Origin of the sequence: Corallococcus sp. Z5C101001, assembly GCF_007352635.1 — a bacterium.
Lineage (GTDB): Bacteria > Myxococcota > Myxococcia > Myxococcales > Myxococcaceae > Corallococcus > Corallococcus silvisoli.
In genome coordinates this window covers 146,256-169,007 of record NZ_VKLU01000007.1, presented here as the reverse complement: position 1 = coordinate 169,007, position 22,752 = coordinate 146,256, and the positions used below count along the sequence as shown (strand labels likewise).

At 72.2% G+C, this 22,752-nt stretch carries 15 protein-coding genes; 7 read left to right on the top strand and 8 right to left on the bottom strand.

What is annotated here, in order from left to right:
• Positions 1 to 169 precede the first annotated feature (169 nt).
• On the top strand, positions 170 to 820 hold the full coding sequence (locus FOF48_RS17755; protein ID WP_143903196.1) for a 2OG-Fe(II) oxygenase: 651 nt from the start codon (positions 170 to 172) through the stop codon (positions 818 to 820).
• The gene (locus FOF48_RS17750) at positions 817 to 1,476 is read left to right on the top strand and encodes an SRPBCC domain-containing protein (RefSeq protein WP_143903194.1); all 660 of its coding nucleotides are present in this window, start codon (positions 817 to 819) and stop codon (positions 1,474 to 1,476) included. Before FOF48_RS17755 ends, FOF48_RS17750 begins: the two co-directional genes overlap by 4 nt.
• 7 nt (positions 1,477 to 1,483) lie before the next feature.
• On the opposite strand, the gene FOF48_RS17745 is transcribed toward FOF48_RS17750, so the two are convergent.
• The 3 genes from FOF48_RS17745 to FOF48_RS17735 all read right to left on the bottom strand — a co-directional run bounded on the left by FOF48_RS17745 (position 1,484) and on the right by FOF48_RS17735 (position 6,184).
• Positions 1,484 to 3,361 carry a leucine-rich repeat domain-containing protein gene (locus FOF48_RS17745; protein WP_161664941.1) on the bottom strand — a complete coding sequence of 626 codons (1,878 nt, stop codon included), beginning with the start codon at positions 3,359 to 3,361 and terminating at the stop codon, positions 1,484 to 1,486.
• A 110-nt stretch (positions 3,362 to 3,471) separates the two neighbouring features.
• Positions 3,472 to 5,082, bottom strand: a complete 1,611-nt coding sequence (locus FOF48_RS17740; RefSeq protein ID WP_143903190.1) for a sodium:proton antiporter — start codon at positions 5,080 to 5,082, stop codon at positions 3,472 to 3,474.
• Between the two features lie 265 nt (positions 5,083 to 5,347).
• Positions 5,348 to 6,184: a hypothetical protein gene (locus FOF48_RS17735; RefSeq protein ID WP_143903188.1), complete on the bottom strand. Its 837-nt coding sequence runs from the start codon at positions 6,182 to 6,184 to the stop codon at positions 5,348 to 5,350.
• A gap of 338 nt (positions 6,185 to 6,522) precedes the next feature.
• Here FOF48_RS17735 and FOF48_RS17730 point away from each other — a divergent pair, with 338 nt between their 5' ends.
• Together FOF48_RS17730 and FOF48_RS17725 are read left to right on the top strand one after the other, a co-directional pair.
• A complete protein-coding gene (locus FOF48_RS17730) occupies positions 6,523 to 7,425 on the top strand; it encodes a dimethylarginine dimethylaminohydrolase family protein (protein ID WP_235685576.1) in 903 nt (300 codons plus the stop codon).
• Positions 7,415 to 8,206, top strand: coding sequence for a hypothetical protein (locus FOF48_RS17725; protein WP_143903186.1), 792 nt, complete (start codon positions 7,415 to 7,417; stop codon positions 8,204 to 8,206). Before FOF48_RS17730 ends, FOF48_RS17725 begins: the two co-directional genes overlap by 11 nt.
• Here the strand turns inward: FOF48_RS17725 and FOF48_RS17720 are convergent.
• The gene (locus FOF48_RS17720) at positions 8,203 to 8,856 is read right to left on the bottom strand and encodes an MBL fold metallo-hydrolase (RefSeq protein ID WP_255442318.1); all 654 of its coding nucleotides are present in this window, start codon (positions 8,854 to 8,856) and stop codon (positions 8,203 to 8,205) included. The two genes, FOF48_RS17725 and FOF48_RS17720, sit on opposite strands and share 4 nt — an antisense overlap.
• A gap of 140 nt (positions 8,857 to 8,996) precedes the next feature.
• On the opposite strand from FOF48_RS17720, the gene FOF48_RS17715 reads away from it, so the two are divergent.
• From FOF48_RS17715 to FOF48_RS17705, 3 genes are all read left to right on the top strand, one after another.
• Positions 8,997 to 10,871: a lipase maturation factor family protein gene (locus tag FOF48_RS17715; protein ID WP_143903182.1), complete on the top strand. Its 1,875-nt coding sequence runs from the start codon at positions 8,997 to 8,999 to the stop codon at positions 10,869 to 10,871.
• Between the two features lie 143 nt (positions 10,872 to 11,014).
• Positions 11,015 to 14,920, top strand: a complete 3,906-nt coding sequence (locus FOF48_RS17710; RefSeq protein ID WP_143903269.1) for a protein kinase — start codon at positions 11,015 to 11,017, stop codon at positions 14,918 to 14,920.
• Between the two features lie 128 nt (positions 14,921 to 15,048).
• A complete protein-coding gene (locus FOF48_RS17705) occupies positions 15,049 to 15,888 on the top strand; it encodes an Ig-like domain-containing protein (RefSeq protein ID WP_143903180.1) in 840 nt (279 codons plus the stop codon).
• A gap of 45 nt (positions 15,889 to 15,933) precedes the next feature.
• On the opposite strand, the gene traB is transcribed toward FOF48_RS17705, so the two are convergent.
• The 4 genes from traB to FOF48_RS17685 form a co-directional block, all read right to left on the bottom strand.
• Positions 15,934 to 17,574 carry an outer membrane exchange protein TraB gene (gene traB / locus FOF48_RS17700; protein ID WP_143903178.1) on the bottom strand — a complete coding sequence of 547 codons (1,641 nt, stop codon included), beginning with the start codon at positions 17,572 to 17,574 and terminating at the stop codon, positions 15,934 to 15,936.
• A complete protein-coding gene (gene traA / locus FOF48_RS17695) occupies positions 17,571 to 19,676 on the bottom strand; it encodes an outer membrane exchange protein TraA (RefSeq protein WP_255442316.1) in 2,106 nt (701 codons plus the stop codon). The genes traB and traA overlap by 4 nt, the downstream gene beginning before the upstream one ends.
• A 177-nt stretch (positions 19,677 to 19,853) precedes the next feature.
• Positions 19,854 to 20,918: a hypothetical protein gene (locus tag FOF48_RS17690; protein ID WP_235685579.1), complete on the bottom strand. Its 1,065-nt coding sequence runs from the start codon at positions 20,916 to 20,918 to the stop codon at positions 19,854 to 19,856.
• Between the two features lie 87 nt (positions 20,919 to 21,005).
• Complete coding sequence (locus FOF48_RS17685; protein WP_143903175.1) at positions 21,006 to 22,751, bottom strand: GTPase; 1,746 nt, start codon at positions 22,749 to 22,751, stop codon at positions 21,006 to 21,008.
• Between the last annotated feature and the right edge of the window lies 1 nt (position 22,752).

Sequence of the window (22,752 nt, the reverse complement as noted above, 5' to 3'; positions counted from 1 at the left end):
GAATTCGACTTAGGCGTGATAACTGATAAATAAGCGAAATTGATGTCATCCATGATGCGCCGCGTTGTCTTGGTTTGACGCGTCGTGTTGGGATTCCCTCCGCGAAGGGCGGCGTGCGAGGGCGGCGGGGGATGGGGCGGCGCGGCGGGGGTGGGTAGACTGCGGGGCCATGCGCTTCCAGCCACCGTGGGGTGGGGCCTTCCGGCTCGACACCTTCTTCCACCGCACTCCCGAGGCCCTGTCCGAGGAGACGACGGCGACCATCCGCTCGGCCATCCTGGGCTCGTCGCTCCTGGGAGAGTCGAACCTGTCGGGGCAGTTCTCCGGGACGTACGGCTTCTCGCTGACGTTCCGCCGGGAGGCGCTGCCGGACGTCACGCGGCGCTTCCCCGCGTTCGCGCCGTTCCTGGCGAAGACGCTCCTGCCGGAGTGCAACGCCTTCCTGCTCAACCCGCTGCTGGTGGGGCGGGGCCGGGGCGTCGCGGCGCACATCGACCGGAGTCTTGAATTCTACGGTCCGAGTATCGGCTGCCCGGTGGCGGTGAGTGTCTTGTATGTCCAGGTTCCGAAGGAACTCCGGGGCGGGGCGCTGCGGCTGTACCACCGGGGAGGTCCGGTGGCGGAGCTCGCGCCCCAGGAGCGGGCGCTGGTGATGTTCCGGGGTGACCTGCTGCATGAGGTGGAGGCCATCACCTCCGGCGTGGAGGGGCTGGGGGAGTCGCGGATCAGCCTGGTGGTGGAGCAGTACCGGGCGCCGGAGTCGGAGCTGTCCGCCGTGCCGCGCTATGAGCTGCGCACGCGCTCGGGGGTCCGGGCGTGAGCGACCTGAAGATGGAGTGGAAGCTGCCCGCGCCGCCGGACCAGGTGTTCCCCGCCTTTGAACGGCCGGCGCTCATCCGCCGCTGGTTCGGCGCGCCGCCGGGCTGTCACCGCACGCACGCGCCGGATCCCGGCGCGCTGGGCCAGCCCTACCGGGTAGGGCTGCGGGACGCGGCGGGTCGCGCGTTCACGCAGGTGGGCTGCATCATGGCGGTGGAGCCGGGGCAGTCCCTGGAACTGGAGATGGACTGGGAGGGGGGCCCGGTGCCGCCGGGGCGCACGCGGGCGGTGCTGACCTTCCATCCCGAGGAGGGCGGCACACGGCTGGAGCTGCGCCAGGGGCCCTTCGCGGACGACGCGGCCCGGGACGCGCACCGCGGCTACTGGGAGGCGTGCCTGGGACGGCTGGCGCGCGTGGTGGGGGGCGAGCCGGTGCCGTGCTTCGAGGAGTTCTGGGAGGAGTCGCGCGGCTACGTGGGGCCGCTGGCGGTGGCCGCGTACGCGGTGCTGGCCGGCCTGCGTGAGGCGGGCGCCCCGAAGGAGGAGGTGGCCCGGGTGGAGGAGGTGCTCTACGCGCACCTGTCCCGGCTGCCGGAGGACACGGCGGCGGCGCTGGGCGCGGTGCTCCAGTCGCGTGTGGAGACGAGCGACCGCTGAGGCGGGGCTAGGGGTTGGTGCAGGCGCTCGGGAAGTCGCCGTTGCCCGCGATGGTGACGTTGCCCGGCTTCCCGCTGAAGGTCCGGTTCGCCAGGTCCCGCGCGAGGCACGTGGGCAGCGTGAGGTTGCCCGTCATGGTGAAGCCCTGCTCCACGGCCTCCAGCCCGTCCAGGCGCAGCTCCTTCAGGTTCACGTTGTCCGTCACGACGAGGAACTCGAGCCGGCGCAGGTCCATCAAGCGAGCCAGCGTCTCCAGGCGCTCGTTGTCGCGGACCGACAGGCGGTCCAGCCGCATCAGGTTGCCGAAGCCGATCAGGTCGTTGAGCATCGGGTTCTGCTCCACGCTGACGCTGTGGGCGAAGTCGAGCAGGTCCAGGCCCGACACCGTCCGCAGCTTCGGGTTGTTGAGGACCGTGAACGACTCCGACACGGTCCGCAGGAGGGGCATGCCGCCCGCGGACTCCAGCAGGGCGTTGTTGCTGATGGTCACGGAGCCCGCGCGGACGAGCTGGGGGAAGCCCGCCGTCGTCTGGAGCCTCGCGTTGTTGTCGAGCGTGATGGCGCCCGCGGAGACGAGGCTGTCCAGTCCGTCCAGGCGGGTCAGCGCGCCGTTGCCGATGAGGGACAGGCTCTCGACGGTGCGCAGCTCGGACAGCCCGGCCAGGGACTCCAGCGCCGTGGCGCCGATCAGCGAGACCGAGCCCGTGGTTTGGAGCCGGGGCAGGGACAGCGTGCGCAGCCGCGGGTTCTCCTCCACGGTGAGGGCTTTTGCGAGACCGATGATGGCGGGGAACCCAAGGGTCTCCAGCCGCGCGTTGTCCAGCACGGTCAGCGCCCCACCTGGCGCCAGGGCTCGCAGCCCATCGAGCGTGGTGAGCAGCGGATTGTGCTGCACGAACAGGTCCCATTGCACGGAGACCATTCCGGCCGGGTCGCCCATGGAGGCCGTGGTCAGCTCCGCGTTCCTGTCCAGGGCCACGGTCGTGGCGAAGCGGAGGCCGGGCAGGTCCACGCGGGTGAGCAGGGGGTTGGTATCGATGCGCAGGCTGCCGACCACGACGGACAGCTCCGGCAACGCGAACTCCGAAAGGGTCTCCGAGTTGACGAACAGGTCCCCGTTCACGCGGGTGACACCCCGGAGCGCCGCGAGGTCCGTCGCGTTGCGCACCACGTAGCTCCCCTCGTGGACGCGGACGGGCTGACACACCGGGAGGGTGATCAGCTCCTCCATGTCGGGGTCCCGCTGGCCGTTGTCGTTCAGGTCGATGAAGGCATCCACGCGGACGCCGGGTCGTCCGCAGATTCCGCCAGCGGGCTCGGGCTGGACCTGCACCTGCACTTGGCGCTGCGTGTCGTTCAGGAGGCAGAAGTGATGGGAGGCCTGGACCTCCGAGGTGCCGAGGACGCCATTGCCATCCACGTCCTCGCCCACCTCCAGGATGGTCGCGGCGGAGCGACAGACCTCGCTGCTCAGCACCGTACGGGTCCGGGTGCGCACGGTCGCGGAGCGCGTGCAGGCGGGGACCTCGCGAGTGACCTCCGTGTCGTCCAGCACGCCGTCGCCGTTCAGGTCCAGCCCCGCCTGGGTGACCTGCCCACCCTCCGGGCACTGGGCACCGGGCGCGAGCGGCACCGTCCGCAACAGCACCGCGGTGGCCTCCGCGCAGACGTACTCGGTGTGGGTGACCTCGTCGTCCCCCAGCACGCCGTCCCCATCGCGGTCCAGGCCCGTCTGGATGGCCTTCCCGCCGTGGGGACACGCGGTGCCCGGGGGTTCAACCAGGACCCGGGAGCGGGCCTGGGGGGTGAAGGGCGTCAGGTCGAGCGGCGCGCACCCCGCCGCGATGAGGCAGAGGGCCATCCAGGTGTTCCAGGTCCGCCGCATGGGTCGCTTCTCCTGCGCACCGGTTCGCTCGCGACGCCGCGACGACACCGGGCCCGGTTCCCTTCATACGACGGGAAGGGCCCGCCCGGGTCGTCGGAGCGAAGCCCTGCTCAGGACGCCAGCGCCTCCGGGGGAGGGGCGTGGGCGTCCTCCAGGGGGACGTGGGCCTCCGCGTCCTTCGCCTTCGAGATGCGCTCGTCCAGCTCCGCGGTGAGGTGCTCGAAGACCTCCTTGTTGAGCGTGCCCTTCTGGTAGGCGCTGAAGAGGGCGTCCTTCTCCACGATGAGGACGCGGCGGATGGCCTCCTGCTGCTCCTCCTCATGGAAGCGGTTGGACTGCTGCTTGAGCCCCGTGAGCTCCTGGGTCACCGCCTGGGCCTTCTGCTGGTAGTCGCGCTCCAGGGGCTCCAGCACGTCCACCGGAATCTCGCGCGAGCGGCGCATGGCCTCCAGCGCCGCGAGCGCCGCGTGGATGGCGCCCAGCTTGCCCCGGGCCAGCTCGTACTGCTCCTGGTACACGTCCTTGAGGCCGGTGATGCCCAGCTTCTTGAGCACCGGCGCCATGGTGAGGCCCTGGAAGATGATGGACAGCACCACCACGCCGAACGTCATGTTCACCAGCAGCTCCCGGTGGGCGAAGTCGTCCGGGAGGCCGAGCACCAGCACCATGGACACCGCGCCGCGCAGGCCGCTCCAGGTGAGCACCGCGCTCCACTTCCACGGCATGCGCTCCGGCGTGAGCCGCAGCAGGCCGGACACGCCGTAGACGACCACCGCGCGGCCCAGCATCACCGCCCCGTACGCCAGCAGGATGGGCAGCCATGACGCGAGCAGCGAGCTGAGCTGCACCTCCAGGCCAATGAGCAGGAACACCACGGAGTTGAGCGCGAAGGCCAGGTACTCCCAGAAGCTCTCCACCGCGATGCGCGTCGTGGGGCCCATGCCCTCCTGCGCCGCCCAGTTGCCGCACAGCATGCCGGCCACCACCGTCGCGATGACGCCCGAATAGTGGAAGTGCTCCGCCACCACGAAGGACCCGTACGCGGCGATGACGGTGCAGGTGATCTCCACCATCGCGTCCTCCACGCGCAGGATGACCTTCGCCACCGCGAAGCCCACCGCGATGCCGATGAAGGCCCCCATGCCGGCGACCTTGATGAAGTCCAGGATCGCGCCGCCCGCGGTGAACTGCGCGCCGTTGGCCACGCCCACCACCAGCGTGAACAGCACCACGGAGGTGCCGTCGTTGAGCAGGCTCTCCCCCTCCACCAGGATGGCCAGCCGCTTGGGCGCCCCCAGCGCCTTGAACAGGCCCACCACCGCGATGGGGTCCGTGGACACGATGAGCGACGCGAACACCATCGCGTGGATGAGCCCGAAGCCCTCCAGCGCGTTCATCCCCTTCATCGCCGGGGACAACAGCAGCGCCGTGAGCCCCATGGACGCCACCACCCCCGGAATCGCCAGCGAGGTGATGGCCAGCTTGTTCTTCCAGAACTTGCGGAAGTCGACGTGGAAGGCCGCCTCGAACAAGAGCCCCGGCAGGAGGACCGCGAACAGCAGCTCCTTCGTCAGGTGCGGCGGCTCGAAGACGTGCACGATGCCCAGGCCCAGGCCCGCCAGCACCAGCGCCACCGTGTACGGAAACTTGAAGTAGCGCGCCGCGATCGCCACCGCTGTCGCGATGGAGAAGAGCAGCACGAAGGCCAACTCGAAGTGCATGAATCCCCAGCCACGTTTGTGCTCAAAGAGGGTGAGGATGCCATGCGCGCGGGGCGTTTGAGGACCCCCTTCGGGCGAAAAACGAGAGGGTGCGGGGAGGCTGGCGCTGCCTCTCGTGGGCGGGGGCCCGGTCGCCGTGCTCCTCCCCCCGACGGATTGCACGCGCTCGGTGACGGGGAGGTCTCCGCCGTCCACCAGACTCACGCGGTTCTCGGTGAGCGTCGCGGCAAGGTGCTGGCGTGCGTGCCGGAAGCGGGAGGCGTGTCTACAGGCGCAGCCCGGTGAACAGGTCGCCACTCCGCTGGATGTTGCGCCGCAGGTTCGTGGCGGCATTCGCGCAGGCGCCCCGTCCGGTCTCCAGCCGCAGCACGTTCCCGTCCAGGGTCAGGTCCCCCGTCGTCAGACAGCCCGAGATGTCGATGCCCGCGAGCCAGTCGCCCATGTCCAGACTTCCACCGAAGGCGGCGGGATGCTCCGAGAACTCCTTGGGCAGTCCCGTCGGCACGCCCCGGTGTTCGAAGCGCATGGGCTCGTCCGACTGGAAGGAGAACTCCAGCACGTGGAATTTCGCCTGGTAGATGAAGTGTGCGCGAAGCTGGAAGCTGGGGTGCTCTGGTGTCCCTGGGACCCACCGCGTGTCGATGGCGGGATAGTAGACGCGGGGGATGAACACCTGCTCTCCCCCCACGGACAGGCGCTTGCCGGTGCCCAACTCCACGGGGCCCGGGAGGTGAAGCGCGCCACGCGGGCGCACGGGGTCTTCGATGGGGCCCCTGCCAGGGGTCCCCGGTCTGGAGTCCTGACAGGACATCTGCGGGGAGAGCACCTCCTCGTAGTCCTCGCAGCGCGCCGTGGGCGGAAGGTCCATCCGCAGGTCCTCCAGCCTGAAGGTCAGGGTCTCCAACGTGAAGAAGGTGCGGTCGAGCGAGAAGAAGGTGCTCGGGGCCAGGGTGAAGCTGCTGTAGTCCGAGGCCACCAGGAGAGTGTCCGAGTGGTAGCCGAAGTCGAGCAGGTAGGTGTTGTCGGGACCTCCGCAAGCGCAGAGGCCCAGGGTGGCGGCGAGGCCGACGATGCGGTGCCAGGAGCGTGAAGGCATGGGCATATGGGAAGGGAATCGATGCTCGGAAGAGGGTGCGTTCGCCGGAGCCGGGCGCGTCGATGGAGGAGCCCGGGAAGGTTCACGCTATGCCGGTGGTGAGGCAAAGGGACGGACATCCCGGTCGTGTCACGGATCACCCCTGAAATAGAATTGTTGCCGCGTGAACGTGAGTTTGCATTCCCTCTCAAGGACGTCCCTTCGCGTGGCGACCGGGTCGTCGTCTCGGGTCTCCGGTCGTGCTTTCCGGCGGAGAGCGGCCTGCGCGCTCCACGAGACGACCGGCGATGAGCGGTCCTGTTACCTCTGACAGGACCTGCCCCGGGTGGCCTAGAGTCGAACGGATGATGGACCTCTTCCTGATGTCGCCGCCGGGCCGGGGCTGGGCGCTGCGAGGCCGGTCGAACTTCCGCAGCCGCGAGGCCGCCCCGGCGGATGCGCGCGGCGCGCGGCGGGAGTGGCTGACGCTGGCCCGGCACATCGAGTCGCGCGGGGGCACGGTGGTGGCGCTGCCCTCGCCCTCGGACGCGCTGACGGGCATGCCGTACGCGGCCGAGTGCGGCCAGGTGGTGGCCCGCGAGGGGCAGGCTCCGCTGTTCCTGCTGCCTCGCATGATGAGCGCGCACCGCTTCGCGGAGCGCGACCACTGGACCCCGCTGGCCCGGCGCATGGGCCTGGAGGTCGTGGACCCGGGCGTGGGCATCTGGGAGGCGCACGGCGACGTGGCGACGTTCGACGGCGTGACGCTGCTGTTCTGGGGCGGGCGCACCACGCTGGACGGCCTGGCGGCGGCGGAGCCGTTCTTCCCCGGCGAGGTGCTGCGCGTCCAGGTGCGCGAGCCCGCGTTCCACGGGAACATGGCGGTGCTGCCCTTGCCCGCGGTGGACCGGCTGGTCGTCTGCCCGGACGTGATGGCGCCGGAGTCCGTGGCGCTGCTGGAGCAGCGCTTCGGCGCGAACCGGCTGGTGAGGGTGACGGAGGCGGACATCCGCCGCTACGCGACCAATGGTCTGCCTTTGGGCCGGGACCTGCTCGCGCCCACGGTGATGCCCGCGCACGTGGTGGCGTTGTTGGAGGGGTTGGGCATGCGCGTGGTGTCCATGCCGATGCCGGAGCTGACGGAGAAGGGCGGTGGTTCGTCGCGCTGTCTGGTGTCGCGCGCGTCGGTGGACGCCTCCCGCCTCCACCTTCCTCCCGAGTGCCGGCTGGACGTCGTGGCGAAGGACATCGAAGCCGATGGCGGGTGAGCTCGCGTCGCTGGCTCAGGCGTTCTTCGCAGCGAACCCGGAGCTGTCCTTGCAGGCGCTGGGCTCCGGCGTGCACGTGCCGTCGCTGGACCTGGCCCCGCATGGCATCCCGGTGACGCACCTGCTGGCGGAGCACAACGCGGAGCTGGCGCGGCAATACCTGACGCTCAACCAGCTCGCGTTCGGTGGCATCGGCGTGCCGCGCTGGGTGCTGTCGGACTTGTACCTGCTGCCCGGCGCCATCGGGCTCTTGCGCTGCCCCGCGCGGCTGTTGAAGGCGCCGGCGCGCGAGCGGCTGCTGCTGGCGGACGAGGAGCTGGCCATTGGCGCGGCCTGCTACGTGGCGCCGTCGCTGACGCCGGGGCTGTTCGTGGGCGTGTCGCTGTTCAGCTTCCTGCCGGGGCGGGGCGCGTCCTCGTGGGTGAAGACGCTCACGCTCGGCATGGTGCGCGCGAAGCGCCTGCGGGGCGTCACCCAGTGGGACAACCCGGCGGTGCGCGTGCACACGCGGCTGGGGCCCATGCGGCTGGTGGGGCGCGTCCCCGGCGGGCACGACTACGACGAGCGCACCTTCGTCTACGAGACGGACCTCGCCGACGAGGCCCGCGTGGCCCAGGCGATGTCGCGGGGCGAGGAGCAGGCCTTCGCCACCCGCATCCCCGTCACCGACCTGGTGGCGCTGGGCACGCTGCTGGACCGCGCGGAGGCGGGGGCCCGGTTGGAACTGGTGCCTCCCGGCCAGGACGGCGGCCACGTGCTGGTGCGTGAGCTGGCGCCTTAGGGCGCCGGGGCGCTGGGGAACTCCTCGTCCTGCTCCAGCGCCTTGCGCAGGGCCGCGGCGCCCTCCTTGAGGATGGGCGCGCCGTGCGCGAAGCAGACGGTCTGGAGGGGCAGGTGGTCCAGGATGCGCTGGACGCTGGTGCGCGTGCGCAGGGGTTCGTCCTGGTACTCGCCGGGGACGAACGTCGGCGCGCCCCGGCCCTCGCGTGACAGCAGGTCGGAGATGAAGACCACCGCGTGCGGGCTCTTCTGGAGCCAGAGCGTGTACATGGCCTCCGTGGGCCCTGGCGTCTGGAAGGTGTTGAGGCCGCCGGGCAGGGTGGTGCCGTTCACGTATTCGAAGTCCGGCTTCTCCTCCAGGCCCAGCGCGCCCTCCGGGGCCCAGACGGGCACGCCGAACGCCTTGCGCAGGCGCCACGCGGAGCGCTGGTGGTTGCCCGCGGTGAGCACGATGGCGTCGATGTCGCCCAGCTTGCGCAGGGCCTTCTCGTCGATGGGCAGCGGGTCGATGAGGGTGACGGTGCCGTCGTCGTCCACCACCGCGTAGGCGTCGCTGCGCAGGCCGCCGAGCCGGTCGTCGGCGACGGTCCAGTGGTGCACTCCCGGGACGATCTCGTCCGCCTTCTTCGCCTGGGCCTTGGGCTCGCTCATGCGGACAAAGCTAGGCACCGGCGCGCGGATGACACGGGCGCCCGCCCCTCCGCCCGCCTGCTCCTCCAGCGGCCCCTCCCACCCCCTTCGCATCCCGCCCGCCGCGCGCACCTTTGTCGTTGGACGTCAGGAGAGACGCGATGCGCGCGATGACCCGACCGCTGGTGCTGTTCGATGGGGACTGTGGCTTCTGCAAGCGCTGGGTGGCGCGCTGGCGCGGGGACACCCAGGGGCGGGTGCGCTTCGTGCGCGCCAGCGGATGGCTGCGCGCGCTCCTGGGCATCTCCCGTCAGGACATGCGGCGGGCCCTGCAACTGGTGGAACCTTCCGGGCGCCGCTCCTCCGGCGCGGAGGCGGTCTTCCGGATGCTCGCCTGGTCGCCTCGCTGGGGCACGCGCTTCGCCGCGCGGCTGGGGCTGCTGCCCGGCATCCAGCAGGCGGCGGGCGCGGCGTACTCGGTCATCGCGCGGCACCGGGGCCGCGCGGCGCGGTGGGACACGTGGTTGTTCAGCCGGGTGACGGAGCCCGCCGAACACCGGCGCGTGCGCTGGCTCTTCCTGCGGCTGATGGGCGGCACCTTCCTCATCGCCTTCACGTCGCTGGGCCGGCAGGTGCTGGGGCTCTATGGCGAGAAGGGCATCCGCCCCATCCGCGACCTGGCGCAGTCGGAGCGCTGGGCGGCGCAGGGCCGGTGGCGGCGCCCCTCCGTGTTCTGGAGGGACGCGTCCGACGCGGCGCTGGTGCGCGGCTGCCGCGTGGGACAGGGCCTGTCGCTGGCGCTGCTCTTCAACGTCGCCCCGCGCCTGAGCGCCGCGGGGCTGTGGGGGCTGTACCTGTCCTATGTGTCGCTGGGGCGCGAGTTCCTGTCGTTCCAGTGGGACGTGCTGCTCCTGGAGATGGGGGCGCTGGGCGCGCTCACCGCGCCGGGCGGCGTGCGGCCGGGGCTGGGGAAGCGGGACGTGTCCGCGCTGGAGGTCCTCCTCTTCCGGATGCTCGTGTTCCGGCTCTACTTCGGCTCGGGGATGAGCAAGTTCCACTCGCGCGACCAGACGTGGCGCGACCTGAGCGCGTGCGACGTTTACTTCGAGACCGCGCCCCTGCCCACGCGCGGCGGCTGGGCCGCGCACCAGCTGCCCCGCCCGGTGCGTCACGCGGGCACGGCGGCGGTGCTGGCGGCGGAGACGGCGGTGCCCTTCCTCGCCTTCGGTCCCCGGCGCGTGCGGCAGGTCGCCTTCGGCATCTTCTCCGCGCTGCAGGCGGCCATCGTCGCCACGGGCAACTACGGCTTCTTCAACGTCCAGTCGCAGGCCCTGGGGCTGTGGCTGCTGGACGACGCGGCCCTGCGCCGCGTGCTCCCCTCGCGCTGGTGGCGCGACGCCGGACCCGCGCGGAGGCCGTCCGCGCTGGGCACGGCGCTGTCGGCGGCCACGGCGGTGCCGGTGCTCGCGCTGGGCTCGGTGGAGCTCCTCCGCCGGATGGGGTGGTGGCCGAGGGGCCCCGCGCGCCTGGTGGCGGCGGTGGACTGGCTGGAGGACTGGGTGCTGCCGTTGCACTCGGTGAACTCCTACGGCCTGTTCTCCGTGATGACGGTGGAGCGGCCGGAGATCACGCTGGAGGGCTCCGATGATGGCGTGCACTGGGTGGAGTACCCGTTCCGCTACAAGACGTCCGCGCTGGACCGGCCGCCGCGCCAGGTGGCGCCCCACCAGCCCCGGCTGGACTGGCAGATGTGGTTCGCCGCGCTGGGGTCGCCGCCCTCCTGGTTCATCACCCTGATGGAGCGGCTGCTGGAGGGTTCACCGGAGGTCCTGAGGCTGTTCGCCGCCAATCCCTTTCCAGACCACCCGCCCCGCGTCGTGCGCGCCGTGCTCCACGACTACCGGATGACGTCCCGGGAGGAGCGCCAGCGCACCGGGGCGTGGTGGAAGCGGGAACGGCATGGGCTGTATGTGTCGCCCCTGACCCTCACGCCCGGCACGTCTGAACAGAGCGGCCGGCTGACCTGGCACGTCTGAGAAGCAGCCCCGCCCAATCCCAACCACGCCCGGTGCGTGGGCCCCCCACACGGCACGGGCCCGGCCGGAAGGTGGGCATGGAGCAAAGGGAGGGGACGGGGACTGGCGGGGGATGGCGATCGGTAGGTACGGTGGCAGTCGCGATGGTGTCCGGTGCTTCCCCGTCTTCCCTCATCTTCGGCAGGTACGCGGTCCTCCGCCGCCTGGCCGTGGGAGGCATGGGCGAAATCTTCCTGGCCCGTCAGGTGGGGGTGAGCGGCTTCGAGCGCCCCGTCATCCTCAAGAGCCTGCTGCCGGACCTGCTGGAGCACGAGGGGTCGGTGGAGATGTTCCTCGACGAGGCCCGGGTCGCGGCGCACCTGAACCACCCGAACGTCGTCTCGCTGTACGAGGTCGGCGCGTGGCAGGGCACGTTCTACATCGCCATGGAGTACATCGAGGGCGAGAACCTGGGCAGGCTGGCGAAGGCGGCGCAGCGGGCCGCCACGCCGCTGCCCCACCGGGTGTGCGCGCAGTTGATCCGCGACGCGGCGCTGGGCCTGGACCACGCGCACCACGCGCGGGACAACCAGGGCGCGTCGCTGGAGCTGGTGCACCGGGACATCAGCCCACAGAACATCATGGTGCGCCTGGATGGCGTGACGAAGGTGGTGGACTTCGGCGTGGCCAAGGCGACCATCCGCGCCAGCCGCACGCGCACCGGCGTGCTCAAGGGCAAGCTGCGCTACATGTCGCCCGAGCAGGTGCGCAACGAACCCGTCGCCGGCACGAGCGACCAGTTCGCGCTGGGCGTGGTGCTGTGGGAGCTGTGCACGCGCCGGCCGTTCATCGACACGGACAACCCCGCGGAGGCGATGCGAAGGATTGCCCTGGCGGCGGTGCCCAAGCCGTCGCAGTTCGTGGAGGGGCTGTCTCCGCTGTTGGAGCAGATCATCCTGCGCATGCTCCACCGCGCGCCCGCGCAGCGCTTCGCGAGATGCGCCGACGTGGCGCGCGCGCTCCAGGCCTATCTGGACGAGGTGCCGGAGGCGCCGGGGGAGAGCGTCTCCGCGGTGGTGACGCGGCTGGTGGGCGAGTCGGTGCTCGCGCGGCTGCGCGACGCGGGCAGCGTGGAGCCGGGGCTGCACCCGGCCCGTGAGCCCTCCAGCGTGTCGTGTCCGCGCTGTGGCCAGTCCACCAGCGCGACCAACCGCTTCTGTCCCGCGTGCGGCAACTCGCTCACGCCCGCGGCCGGTGCCGTCGCGCCGCAGCTTCCGCTGATGCCCGTGTTGAGCGAGCCGCCCGTGCACCTGGGCGACGAGGAGCTCCCCGACGCGCCAACGGCCAAGGCGCCCGCGGCCCGGCGCGACGACGGCGCCGTGCACGAGCCGCCCACGGACCCGACGATGGAGGTGCCCGCGCCGCTGGTGTCCGTGCTCTCCGCGTCGCCGCTCACCTCCGACGAGGACGACGCGCCTCCGGCGCTGGGGGACGAGGCCCCGGGCCCCACGGTGAAGATCCGCGCGCTGGACGCGCAGGCGCTGATGCGCCGGCTCACGCTGCTGGTGGTGGCCTGCGAACCGGCGGACGCGGCCCGGCTGCGCGACGCGGTGGCGTCCGTGGCGGTGCGCCACCAGGTGGAGGCGATGGCGCTGTCGGGCACGCACTGGTGTCTGCCTTTCGGGCTCCAGCAGGCCCGCCAGGACGACGCGTCGCGGGCGCTGACGTGCGCGGAGGAGCTGGGGCTCGCGGGGGTGGCGGCGCGGCGGGGGTTGGAGTCCGGCGTGGTGCGGGTGAGCGCGGACGCGGACGGCGCCCGGCTGTCCGGCATGGGGCTGGCGCGGGCGCTGGCGCTGGCGGACGCGGCGGCGCCGGGAGAGCTGCTCGTGGGCGCGTCGGTGAAGGCGCTGCTGCTGGAGACAGGGGGCGTGCGCATCGGCGCGGCGCGCGAGCTGCCCGGGGGCCCGGCGTGGCGGGTGGAGTCCGGCGTGCCCGCGTCCCGAGGCGACGCGCTGGTGGGGCGCGACGAGGCCCTGGCCCAGGCGCGCGCGGTGGTGGAGTCCGCGCGCAAGGGCGAGGGCGGCGCGCGGCTCTTCGTCGGACCCACGGGGGTGGGCCGCAGCCGCTTCCTGGAGGCGGTGGCGGAGCTGGCGGCGGGCGCGTCATCGCCGCGGGTGGTGTACGCGTGGGGCGGAGACCCGCGCTCCGCGGGCGCGCTGGGGCTGTGGCGCACGGTGTTCGCGTCCCTCTCGCGCTCCGGGCCCGGCGCGGACGCGAGTGCGGCGTCGCTCGTGGGCCTGGGCTTCTCCGAGCCGGAGGCCGCGGCGCTCTGGCGGCGGCTCGCGCGGGGCGCGCCGGTGGGTGGGCACCTGGCCGCGGGGGACGTGGCGGTGGTGGACGCGATCCAACGCGTGGCGCGGCCGTCCGGGCTGTTGCTGCTGGTGGACGACGTGCACCGGGTGGACGGCGCCTCGCTGGAGCTGCTCGCGGGCGTGTTGGGCGCGAAGGACACGCGCGTCGCGCTGGTGGGCACGGGCGACGTGGACGCGGTGCCCACGGCCCTGTCGCCCCTTCCGGTGACGGTGCTGGAGGGGCTGTCGTCCTCGGAGCTGAACGCGCTGCTGACCGCGAGCCTGGGCCTGCCCTTGTCGCCCTCGCTGGAGCGGGCGGTGGGGGACCGGGTGCGCGGCAATCCCGCGCATGCGCTGGCGCTGGTGCGGCTGCTCGTCGCGGTGGGCGTGCTGCTGCGCACGGAGGAGGGCTTCCAGACCAATGGGCCGCTGTCCGCCGCGGCGCTGCCGCAGGACCTGGGGCAGGTGCTGGGGGCGCGGTTGGAGCTGCTGCCCGCCGCGTCGCTGCGCTTCCTCCAGCGCGCCGCGGTGGAGGGGTCGCTCTTCTCGGCGGAGCTGGTGCGCGCGTCGCTGCCCGGCCCGGTGGGCGTGGAGGTGCTCGACGACGCGGAGTGGGTGGTGCCCGTGCCCCAGCAGCCCGGCATCTTCCGCTTCACGCGCGAGGAGGCGCGGCAGGTGCTGCGCGAGCGCCTCTCGCCCTCGCAGCTGCGGAGCGCGCACGAGGAGCTGGCGGAGGCGCTGGAGCGGGAGGCCTTCGCCCAGGAGCCGGCCCGCGAGGTGCGCCTGGCGGACCACCTGCTGGGCGCGGATGCGCCGGGCGCGCCGGCCGCGTGCGAGCGGGCGGGAGACTGGTTCGCGGCGCGCGGCGAGTGGCGCGCGGCGGTGGAGTTCTACCGCTGGGCGCTGGGCCGCGCGCCTGGCGCGACGGCGACGGTGGTGCGCTGGCAGCTGGACGTGCTCGCGCGCGCGGCGGAGTGCCTGACACACGCGGAGCCCGCGGCCGTGGATGGGCTGGTGACGCCGTGGCTGGACCGCGTGCCGGTGATGCAGACGCCCGGCCCGTGGGCGGAGGCCGCGCGCAGGCTGGCCACCGCGGAGCTGAAGCTGGGGCGCGTGGAGGACGCGGAGGTGCGCCTGAGCATGGCGCAGGGGCCGGCGGGCGCGGACCCGGAGGTCGAGGCCCGCGTGCTGGGGGAGCTGGCGCGGGTGCGCGAGGCCAAGGGCGAGACGACGGCCGCGGTGGAGCTGCTGGCGCGGGCCTTCCAGCGCATGGGCAGCCGGACCCCTCGGGCGCCGGACTTCTACTGGGAGCACTACCTGCTGCTGGGGCGGTTGCAGCAGCGGCTGGGGCAGCTGGACCGGGCGCGGGTGGCCTTCACGCGCGCCGCGGAGCAGTCCCGGTCGGTGGGCAGCGCGGTGGGACAGGCGCGGGCGCTGTCGCAGCTGGCGGGTCTGCGCGTCCTCTCCGGCGAGCCGGGCCAGGCGCTGGCGGACCTGGAGCGCGCGCTCACCCTGGCCGAGCAGGGCGGCGACGCGCAGGAGGCGGCGCGCATCCACTTCAACGCCGGGCGCCTGCTGGTGGCGGGAGGCCGGGGCCCGGAGGCCCGCGAGCGGCTGGAGCAGGCGAGGGAGCGCGCCCGGGTGGCGGGATGGCGGGAGGGGGAGGCCCTGGCCGCGCAGGTGCTGGAGACGATGGAGGCCCGCACGCCCCGCCGCTGAAGTGGGCAAAAGGCGTCAGCAGGCGTGCAGGCGGCAGGACTTCGTCGCCCGGGGGCGCGGTTTTCCCGCTCCCGGGAGGGTCTGTCGATAGACTCACGTCTCCCCCATTCGCCCGCGTGCCTGCCTTCGTGAAGACCTCACGTCCCTTCTCCTTTTCCCTGTTGGGTCTCCTCTCGCTGGGCGTGCTCGGCGCGTGTGGCCCGTCGCCCACGACCATCACGCTGGAGCCGCCCGAGCTGCGCTACCTGCGCACGCAGGGGCAGAACCTTCCGCTGAACTACACGGTGCTGGACGCGGATGGACGCAAGATGATGGACGCGCGGCTGCGCTGGACCAGCTCCGCGCCGGAGGTGGCCTCCGTGCAGGAGGACGGCACGGTGGTGGCGCGCAAGTCCGGGAAGACCATCATCGGCGTGCAGGGCGGGCGGGCGAAGGCGGCGCTGCCGTTGGACCTCACCATCCTCGCCTCGCTGGACGTGCGCGCGCCGGGCGCGGACTTCGTGGAGGTGGGGCGCACCATCAAGCTGCGCGTGGTGGCGCGAAACGAGGCGGGCCACGTCATCGCGGACGCCGCGCCCCTCTTCCGCTCCAGCAACGACGAGGTGGCGCGCGTGGAGAACGGCGAGCTCATCGCCGCGTCGGCGGGCGTGGCCACCGTCACCGCGACGCTGGGACACCTGAACCGCGCCATCGCCGTGCAGGTGGTGCCGCCGGACTTCTCCCGCCTGGGCCTGAACCTCACCTCGTACACCTTCAAGAAGAAGGGCCAGTCGGTGATGGTCCAGGCGAAGGCGTACAACCGCAACGGCGTGGCGTTGGACCGCGTGCCGCTGGAGTGGTTCAGCTCGAACTCGGCCGTGGTGACGGTGTCGCCCGAGGGCCGCGTGACGGCCGTGGGCCCGGGCCGCGCGGTGGTGTCGGTGGTGGCCGGCCGGCGCCGCACCGCCGCGGACTTCATCGTCGAGTAGCGCCCGCGTACCCGGCCCGCCGCCCTGGAGCGGCGGGCCCGGCGACTAATTCTTCGGCGCGGGCGGCGCGGGCGTCTTGGGGGGCGCCGGGCGCTTGCCGCGGCCCTTCTTGGAGGCGGCCTCCGCGTCATCCGGGCAGGGCGGGCGCGGGCCGTCGGACGGCGGCTGGATGGTGAACTCGACGCGGCGGTTGAGGGCCATGCCCTCCTCGGAGGCGTTGTCCGCCACCGGCATGCTGCGCCCGAAGCCCTGCGAGCACACGCGCTCCGCGGCGACGCCGCTCTCGATGAGGAAGCGCTTCACGCTGGCGGCGCGGCGCTTGGACAGCTCCAGGTTGTACTGGTCGCTGGCGCGCGAGTCGGTGTGGCCCTCAATGAGGATGCGATCCATCGCCGGGTTCACCTCCATCACCCGGGCGACCTCCTCCAGGACGGGGTAGGACTCGGAGAGGATGACGTCCTGGTCGGTGGCGAAGTTCACCTGCTCCAGGATGACGATCTTGTTGCCGGACGTGCGCGCGAGCGGACAGCCGTCACGGCCGCGCTTGCCCATGGGGACGTCCGGGCACTTGTCGATGCGGTCCACCACGCCGTCGGAGTCCGTGTCGATGTCCGGGCAGCCGCTGTTCTCCACCGGGCCCGCGACGTCCGGGCAGCGGTCCTTCTCGCCAATGACGCCGTCACCGTCGGGGTCCACGGGCGGCGGGGGCGGCGGAGGCGGAGGCTGCGGATCCTTGAAGCGCTCGATGGCCTCCCACTCGCGCGTCTTGGCGGGCACCCAGATGATGGACGTGAAGAAGCTCAGGTTCGGCGACGCCAGGGAGCAGCCGCAGCCCAGGCCGCCGCCGAAGGTGAAGGTGACGCCCAGGGAGCTGTACCAGCGCAGGCCGATGAGCAGCTCCGCGGGGATCTGCCGCTCCTGGCCGGGCTCCTTCTTGAGGCCGAAGGCGCCGTTGACCATGCCGAGCGCGGTGATGCCGCTGCCGCGCAAGAGGGGCACCTCGGTGCCCAGGCCGAAGGGCGCCATGTCCCCCAGGCGCACGCCGCTGAAGATGCGGTCCGGCCGCTTCCAGAAGCCGCCGTTGAAGGCCAGGAGGATGCCGGACTCGAAGCGGTAGTCGAGCACCAGGCCCGGCGCCCAGGTGAGCTCGCCGTCGCCCGCGAAGGCATCCTGCACGCCGGTGGGGAAGCTGACGTTGAGCGTGAGCGCGGCGCCCCAGCCATGGCCCTCCGCGGGGCGGCGCAGGCCGGGGATGGCCACCTTGCCGGTGAGGCGCAGGTCGCCCAGGGCGAAGCTCTGGACGGCGCCCTCCGTGCCGATGACCTCCAGGTTCTGGCCGCCCTGGAGGAGCACGAGGGGCATGTCCACGCCCACCTCGGCCCAGTCGAAGAGGCCCACCGCGGCCATGACGTCCAGCTGGAGCCGGTTGCCCACGAGGCTGATGGAGCCCAGGTCTCCGTCCTTGGGGACGAGCGAGAGCGGGTTGAGGGAGTAGCTGAAGTAGGGCCCGGCGGCGACGGACAGGTGCGACAGAGGCCGGGACTGGGTGACCATCACCAGGTCCTGCGGCGCTCCGGAGGGGCGGAAGACCTGGATGTTGAAGCGCGGATCCGGCGCGGCGCTGGCGGTGGCGGACAGGCCCAGGGCGAGCAGGAGCGCGAGGAGCGGCGTGCGGGAGGGCTTCATCGGACGCGGCGGGCGGAGCGCAGGAAGAGGAAGCCCAGGGCGAGGGTGAGCAGCATGGCGGTGCTGCCGGTGGGGGTGTCCTCGGCGGTGGTGCCGCAGCAGAAGGCGCCGCCCTGGGGCTCGGTGCCGGGCTTGCGGCGTCCGCGCTCGCACTGCTGGGTCTGGGCGGAGCAGAACTCGACGCCCAGGCAGTCGCCGCTGTCGGTGCAGGACTCGAGGCAGCGGTTGGTGCTCAGGTCGCAGGTGCCGCCACAGGGGCAGTGGGCGTCGGCGAAGCACTCGACGCACGCGGTGCCATCGCAGACGAGGTTCTCGGCGCACGTCACGGCGCAGGCGCCGGTGTTGGAGCAGGTGCGGGTGGTGGGGTCGCAGGTGCCGCTGCCGCAGTCGGAGTCGTTGACGCAGCCCACGCAGACGCTGTTCTGCACGGTGCCGTCGGAGAGGCAGAACGGGGTGGCGCCGTCGCACGCATCGCAGCGGGAGCCGCAGCGCTTGTCGGTGGTGCACGAGCTGCATTCACCGCTCAGGCAGAACTGGCCGTCGCCGCATTCCAGGTCGTTGCGGCACTGCACGCAGACCTGACCGTCGAGGCAGAAGGGGCGCTCGCCGGGGCACCTGGCGCAGCCGGGGCCGCAGCGGTCGGAGGTGTTGCACTGGGGGAGGGTGTCGACGCAGGCGCCATTCAGGGTGTCGCAGCGCTTGCCGCTGGCGCACTGGCTGTCGGTGGTGCACTCGACGCAGGACGGCGGGGCGCCGGGGGTGGGCGCGGCGCACTGGGTGCCCTTGGGGCAGCAGTTGCAGGAGTTGCCGGCGCAGGCGTCGTTGGTGTCGCAGGGCGAGCAGACGTGGTTGGAGCACGTCTCGCCGCGAGCGCATTGGGTGTTGTCGTTGCACTCGACGCAGGTGTTGGCGGCGAGGTCGCAGACCTGGCTGTTGGGGCACTCCGCGTTGGAGGTGCACTGGACGCAGGTGAAGTTCGGCTCGTCGCAGACCTGTCCGGAGCCGCAGTCGGAGTCGCGGACGCAGCCGGTGCAGGTGTTGGTGGTCTGGTCGCAGCGGCCGGTGGCGCAGTCGCTGTTCTGGGTGCACTGGACGCAGGCGAACTGGCCGCTGACCTGGGCGCAGATGGGCGCGGCCGGTCCGCAAGGCGAGCAGGTGTCGCCGCACAGCAGCGACGTGTCGCAGGGGGCGCAGAGCGCAGCGGAGTTGCAGTAGTAGGACGGACCGCAACTGCCATTGCCGGGCTGATTGGCGAACTGGCGGTTGCACTGGACGCACTGGTCCAGGTTGCCCGGGAAGGAGGGCCGGCCGGTTTCCGTCTGGTAGAGCCTCGTGGGCTGCACGAGCTTGAAGCGATCGGGATCGAGCGGAACGACAGGAATTTGGTTCGCGGGCCGGTCGAAGTCCGTGAATGTTCCGTCCAGTATCGCGAACTCCAGCGCCGCGTGCTCCACGATCTGCACGTAGAGCAGCTCCACGGGATAGAGCCCGGACTGAGTGAAGGTGACGGAGTTGGTGGTGCGCCGTGTCGGCGCGCCAATCTCAGGAGGCCGGATGACCACGTCGTAGCGGCGACTGGTCCGGTCGAACAGCACGAGGCTGATGGCGTCATCGGCGTAGAAGCCGAAGTGCAGGACACGCCCGACCATGTCCTGGGTGACGTTCAGGTACCCGCGAAAGCGCGAGACGAACTTCGTGGTCGAATCGTTGTAGTGGAAGGGGCAGCCGCCCTGGGCACAGCCAGAGACCCTGTTGATGAAGTCGCCGTAGCTCAGCACGCGACCGTCGTTCAGATTGTTCGACAGGTCGAACTCGGAGCGCAGCACGGAGGTCACGCGCGTCGCGCTGGACTCTTCCATGTATACGTTCAGGTTCTCCGTGTAGTTCGTCTGACTCTGCGGAAACTCATTTGCCGTGCGCGTCCACACGTTGGACGCCATGCAGATGCCAGTGCCCTGGTCGCTGCTCGGCGAAGGCGCCACCGGTGCTCCCGTCACCACGACATCCGGCAGCTTCTGCGCGACGGCAGGCGCGCTCGCGAGGAACACGGCGAGCAGGAGCAGCGCGGCATGCGCGCGGACGGAGCGGGGAGCGGGGCGCAAAGCGCCGCGCAGCCTTTCAGATTTGCTTGATGTTCTCAACTTCCCGCCCACGTCATGCGTCCCCGCGCGGGATGCGACCTGCAGGGTCCACTTCTCCTCGGACGACGTCCGCCCGGAGCAGAACCAACTCAATCTGCGCAGTCAGCAAAACAGGAAATCATCACGGCGCCAGGCGCATCACGTCCGACGGCACGCGACATCGCCATCCTGCGAGCGGATGAACGCCGCGGCGAGTTCGTTGCCCAGCGCCGCGCACAGCACCTCGAACGTGCGCCGCCGGGCTCCGCCAAGGAAGGCCGGCTGTCGGGCCAGCGTCTCCGGGTGACGGACGAAGACGTTGTACCCGAGGATGCACCCGTCCGCGCGCAGCACCGTGATGCCGTCGGTGGCCATCATGCCGCGCAGGAGCTGCGCGGCCGCCCGCACCGCGGACGCGGCGCTGCCGTCCTGGGTCGCGTGGTGCCGGTCCAGCAGCGCCACCACGTCCATCGGCCGGGGCAACAGGATGCCGTCCACGAAGAGCGCGGACCCCGCGCGCTCCCGAGGCAGCACCGCCACCAGCGTGCCGTGTGACGACTGCATCACCTCGAAGAGCACGCGGCGGAAGAAGCCCCGCGCATGCTCGCGGCTGGAGGGCAGCACCTGCTCGGTCACGGCGCTCGCCAACGTATCCAGGACCACCGACGGCGGCTCCACGTCGATGCGCGCGCCGGACAGGTACACGTGCCGGCTCAGCCCGCCGCCGCCGCGCAGCTCGATGATGTTGTCCGCCAGCTGCAACACCCCCACCACGTGCGCGCCCCGGTCCGGCGCGTGCCGCAGCCGCTCCAGCGGCGTCTCCGCCAGGGGGAACGGGTCGGTCCGGAAGATGCCGTAGGTCAGGCCCTCCGGCTCGCGCAGCAGGTACAGCGCCCACCAGCGCCCCTGGCCCAGCGGCGCGCACTGCTTGAGCGCCCGCTGGATGGTGGCGCGGTTGCGCGGCCCCGAACCGATGGGAATCGGGTCGTGCCCGCCCAGCAGCTCCAGCATCGCGCCCAGGTCGTCGCCCAGGAACGCGGTGGGGAACAGCAGCGCGCCCTCCTCGCGGTAGCGCGACAGCGTCACCAGCAGCTCGCTCAGCGCGTCCGCCGTCTGCGGGCACGTCATGTCCGCCTCGTCCAGGAACGCCGCGACGGACTCGGTCAGCAGGTGACGGAACGAAAGGATGAGAGGGGAGCCCGCCTCCGGGTCCAGACCGGTCATGGCGGACCCAGCATGACGCATCGGTGGCGGCGTGGCACGAAGTCTTGCCTCCACCTGGAAGGCGGGGTGCTGTCCGGAACCGGCCGCCTACTCCGTCGCCCGGCGCGCCGCCTCCAGCGTGGCCGCGGTGCGCAGCCAGCCCTCCGCCTGGGCATCCAGGTGGGACAGCAGCTCCGCGAAGAAGCGCGTCTCCAGCGCCTGCGCCAGCGTGGCCCCGTGGGCATCCGCCCACTTGCGCGTCACCGTCGCGCGCACCTGGGCGCCCAGCAGGTCCACGAAGCGCTCGAGGAGCGGCGTGGACAGCAGCGTCCCCGCCCACACCACCGCGTCGTGGCCCAGCCCGCCCGTGGCCACCGTCACCACCGCCGCCGCCCCCGACGGCACCGAATACACCAGCGTGGTGAAGGTCTGGAGCAGCTCCTCGCGCATGCCGCCCTGGAGCTCCGTGCCCACCAGCTCCCGGCAGAAGTCATACAGCGCCACCCGGTCCGCCGCGTGCGCGTGCAGCGAGCCCAGCTCCAGCGGCGCGTCCAGCCGGCCCAGCATCGCGGGCCCGAAGGCCTGGGTCAGCTTCTCCCGCGTCTCCGCGTCGCCGCGCCACGCGGCCACCTCCGGCGCGAAGGCATCCACCAGCCGGCGCAGCCCGTCCTTCAGCGCGTCGTCCACCGCCTGCGTGGGGAGCGCCTCGCGGGGCTGGGGCCCGGTGAAGGACTCGCGCACCTTGCGGCTCACGAACGTGAGCGCCGTGGCCAGCCCACGGAAGGGCAGGCGCACGAACCGGTGGAAGGTGCTGCGCGCGTCCAGTTCGTCCCGGAACGCATCCACGAGCACGTCCGCGGGCACGGCCTTCAAGGCCGCCTGCGCGCCAAGCCCTCGCAGGTCGTGCCGCAGGCGCTGCCGCAGCCGCTCCGGCTCCCGGGCCGCGCGCGTCGCCGAGCGCGAGACCGCGTCCAGCTCCGAGCGCGCATCCGACAGCGAGGCCTCCAGGGCCCGCGCCTTCAGCTCGCGCGCGTGCTCGGCCTGACCCAGCAGCGCGGCGAGCGGGGGCTGTCCGTCCAGCGGCTCCGTGGTCAGCGGCTTCAGCCCCGCCTCCACCTCGGGTTGGTGGGGCGCCAGGTAGCGCGCGAGCGGGGGATGGCCCACGTCCTGGGCCAGCTTGTCCAGGTGGCCGCGCGCCACGTCCTCGCGCGTGGCCTCGTTGTAGACGAGGAGGTACGGCTTGCCGTGGCCCACGGCCGCGCGCAGGAAGTCCACCAGCGCCGCGTTCTGGTACGTCTGCCGGCTCACCACGAACACCAGCACGTCCACGGTGACGAGCAGCGCCTCGGCCCGCTCGCGGTTGTCGCGGTACACGCTGTCGAAGTCCGGCGTGTCCATCACCAGCAGGCCGCGCGGCACCGCGCCCGACAGCACCAGGTACAGCCGCCCCGCGGGGCCGGCCTCGTCGACCGGCGCCACGGTGCCGTCGGCCACCGGGAGGATGTCGTAGCGCTGGGTGAGCATGTCCTTCAGCGCGCCCGTCCATGTCTCCGGGTTCGCCGCGGCCAGGCACTGCTTGGTGAGCCCGCCCTCGGGCCGCGCGGGGGACAGGGCCGCCTTCGCCAGCGCGTTGAAGAGCGTGGACTTGCCGACGTTGTTGGGCCCGGCGATGGCCACGAGGAGCAGCGGTGCGTCCTCCGCGCCGGAGCCCAGGCGGGGCAGCAGGTCGCGGCGCAGGCGCTCAGCCAGGCGGCGCGCGACGTCGGCGTCACTTCCTTCGGGGAAGCGCTCGGAGGCGGGCAGGGCGTCCAGGGCGGACGCGAGGGCGGTGCGCAGGGCGCGAGGGTCCTTCATG

What these genes read in the sequence shown, in the direction of transcription:
- FOF48_RS17755 (WP_143903196.1), top strand. Translation starts at nt 170, where the DNA reads ATGCGCTTCCAGCCACCGTGGGGTGGGGCCTTCCGGCTCGACACCTTC.
- FOF48_RS17745 (WP_161664941.1), bottom strand. Translation starts at nt 3,361, where the DNA reads ATGCGGCGGACCTGGAACACCTGGATGGCCCTCTGCCTCATCGCGGCG.
- FOF48_RS17740 (WP_143903190.1), bottom strand. Translation starts at nt 5,082, where the DNA reads ATGCACTTCGAGTTGGCCTTCGTGCTGCTCTTCTCCATCGCGACAGCG.
- FOF48_RS17735 (WP_143903188.1), bottom strand. Translation starts at nt 6,184, where the DNA reads ATGCCCATGCCTTCACGCTCCTGGCACCGCATCGTCGGCCTCGCCGCC.
- FOF48_RS17730 (WP_235685576.1), top strand. Translation starts at nt 6,523, where the DNA reads ATGATGGACCTCTTCCTGATGTCGCCGCCGGGCCGGGGCTGGGCGCTG.
- FOF48_RS17725 (WP_143903186.1), top strand. Translation starts at nt 7,415, where the DNA reads ATGGCGGGTGAGCTCGCGTCGCTGGCTCAGGCGTTCTTCGCAGCGAAC.
- FOF48_RS17720 (WP_255442318.1), bottom strand. Translation starts at nt 8,856, where the DNA reads ATGAGCGAGCCCAAGGCCCAGGCGAAGAAGGCGGACGAGATCGTCCCG.
- FOF48_RS17715 (WP_143903182.1), top strand. Translation starts at nt 8,997, where the DNA reads ATGCGCGCGATGACCCGACCGCTGGTGCTGTTCGATGGGGACTGTGGC.
- FOF48_RS17710 (WP_143903269.1), top strand. Translation starts at nt 11,015, where the DNA reads ATGGTGTCCGGTGCTTCCCCGTCTTCCCTCATCTTCGGCAGGTACGCG.
- traB (WP_143903178.1), bottom strand. Translation starts at nt 17,574, where the DNA reads ATGAAGCCCTCCCGCACGCCGCTCCTCGCGCTCCTGCTCGCCCTGGGC.
- FOF48_RS17690 (WP_235685579.1), bottom strand. Translation starts at nt 20,918, where the DNA reads ATGACCGGTCTGGACCCGGAGGCGGGCTCCCCTCTCATCCTTTCGTTC.
- FOF48_RS17685 (WP_143903175.1), bottom strand. Translation starts at nt 22,751, where the DNA reads ATGAAGGACCCTCGCGCCCTGCGCACCGCCCTCGCGTCCGCCCTGGAC.